Origin of the sequence: Paenibacillus enshidis (assembly GCF_042136365.1) — a bacterium.
Classification (GTDB): domain Bacteria; phylum Bacillota; class Bacilli; order Paenibacillales; family Paenibacillaceae; genus Paenibacillus; species Paenibacillus enshidis.
In genome coordinates, this window is sequence record NZ_JBHHMI010000064.1 from 1 (window position 1) to 1,698 (window position 1,698).

Consider the following 1,698-nt stretch of genomic DNA (forward strand, 5'->3'; position numbering starts at 1 on the left):
CGAGGCCACTGAAAAAGTCCATTTGAAACGAAAGAGGTACAGCCCTCAAAAAAGTTGAGGAGGCTGTACCTCTTTTCGTTTATAATTAAGGCATCCTAGAGAGCAGGTGAGCGGATGATTCAGCAACAACAAACCTTGATGCTAAGCCCCTATGCGGAACTGTACAACATCGTGGTGCCCAAGGACAATATGCTGCGCCAGATTAATGAACTGGTGGACTTTTCCTTTATTTATGAAGAATTGAAAGCTAAATACTGCCTGGATAACGGTCGCAACGCGATTGACCCCATCCGTATGTTCAAATACTTGTTGCTGAAAGCCATCTTCGAATTGTCGGACGCTGATATCGTCGAGCGTTCAAGGTATGACCTGTCGTTCAAGTATTTTCTCGGCATGGCGCCGGAAGATTCGGTGATCGACTCGAGTTCGCTCACGAAATTCCGGAAACTACGGTTACAAGACGTTAACCTGCTCGACATGCTTATTGACAAGACGGTCGCGCTGGCTATTGAGAAACATATCCTAAAGAGCACTTCTATTATTGTAGATGCCACCCATACGAAAGCACGTTACAACCAAAAGTCACCGAGGGAAATCCTGCAAGACCGAGCGCGGAAACTGCGAAAAGCCGTTTACGCGCTGGACGAGTTGGTCAAAGCCAAAATGCCCGCAAAGAACACGAACGACGTGCTCGAAGACGAAATCGCGTATTGCCAGAAGCTCATCACCTACATCGAGACGGAGTCCGGGATCGCGCAGGTGCCGAAAATAACGGAACCGTTGAATCTCCTGAAGGAGACGGTTGAGGATGACGTCGAGCAGCTTCGCCTTGCGGCAGACCCGGATGCACGAGTAGGACACAAAAGCGCAGACTCCGCTTTCTTTGGATACAAGACGCATCTGGCCATGACCGAGGAACGCATCATAACGGCAGCGGTGATTACAACAGGCGAGAAGAATGACGGCAAGCAATTGCAGACGCTCATCGAGAAAAGCCAGGCAGCCGGGATGCAAGTCAAAACGGTCATCGGCGATACGGCCTACTCCGAGAAGGATAACCTGACCTACGCGAAAACCAACGAGCTTGAACTTGTGGCGAAACTCAATCCGCTCGTTACGCAAGGCAGCCGGAAGAAAGAGGACGAATTTCTGTTCAACAAAGATGCTGGCATGTACGTATGCAAGGCCGGTCATATGGCAATCCGAAAGGCCCGGCAGGGCAAGAAAGGCGTAGGCTGTAACCAGCAAGACACCTACTATTTTGACGTGGAGAAATGCAAGCGTTGTCCGCTTAAAGAAGGCTGCTACAAAGAGGGTGCGAAAACCAAGACTTACTCCGTGACCATAAAATCCGAAGAACACGCGGAACAAATAACCTTCCAAGAAACGGAGGATTTCAAGGTAAAATCAAAAGAACGCTACAAAATTGAAGCGAAGAACAGCGAGCTCAAACATAGACACGGGTATGATGTCGCCACATCCTCGGGTCTGCTTGGCATGCAGTTACAAGGTGCAATGGCTATATTTGCGGTAAATCTAAAGCGAATACTGAAAATAGCCGACTGAAGATGATGGGGAGTAAAACCGACTTATGACAAAGAAAAGAAGACGTCTGTCCCATAAAATGGGAATGGATGTCTTCTTTTTGGATGGGGCTTGCCGGCAAGGATGAAAAACGGCAAGTTCTTCAGTGGCCTC

Annotated in this window: 1 protein-coding gene; it reads left to right on the forward strand. The window is 48.7% G+C overall.

Annotation, left to right across the window (positions count from 1 at the left end):
• The first annotated feature begins 114 nt into the window (after positions 1–114).
• Complete coding sequence (locus ACE41H_RS25070) at positions 115–1,566, forward strand: IS1182 family transposase (RefSeq protein WP_375358300.1); 1,452 nt, start codon at positions 115–117, stop codon at positions 1,564–1,566.
• Positions 1,567–1,698: the final 132 nt, after the last annotated feature.

Excerpts from the sequence above, each read along its gene's own strand:
- ACE41H_RS25070 (WP_375358300.1), top strand. The coding sequence starts at position 115 with ATGATTCAGCAACAACAAACCTTGATGCTAAGCCCCTATGCGGAACTG.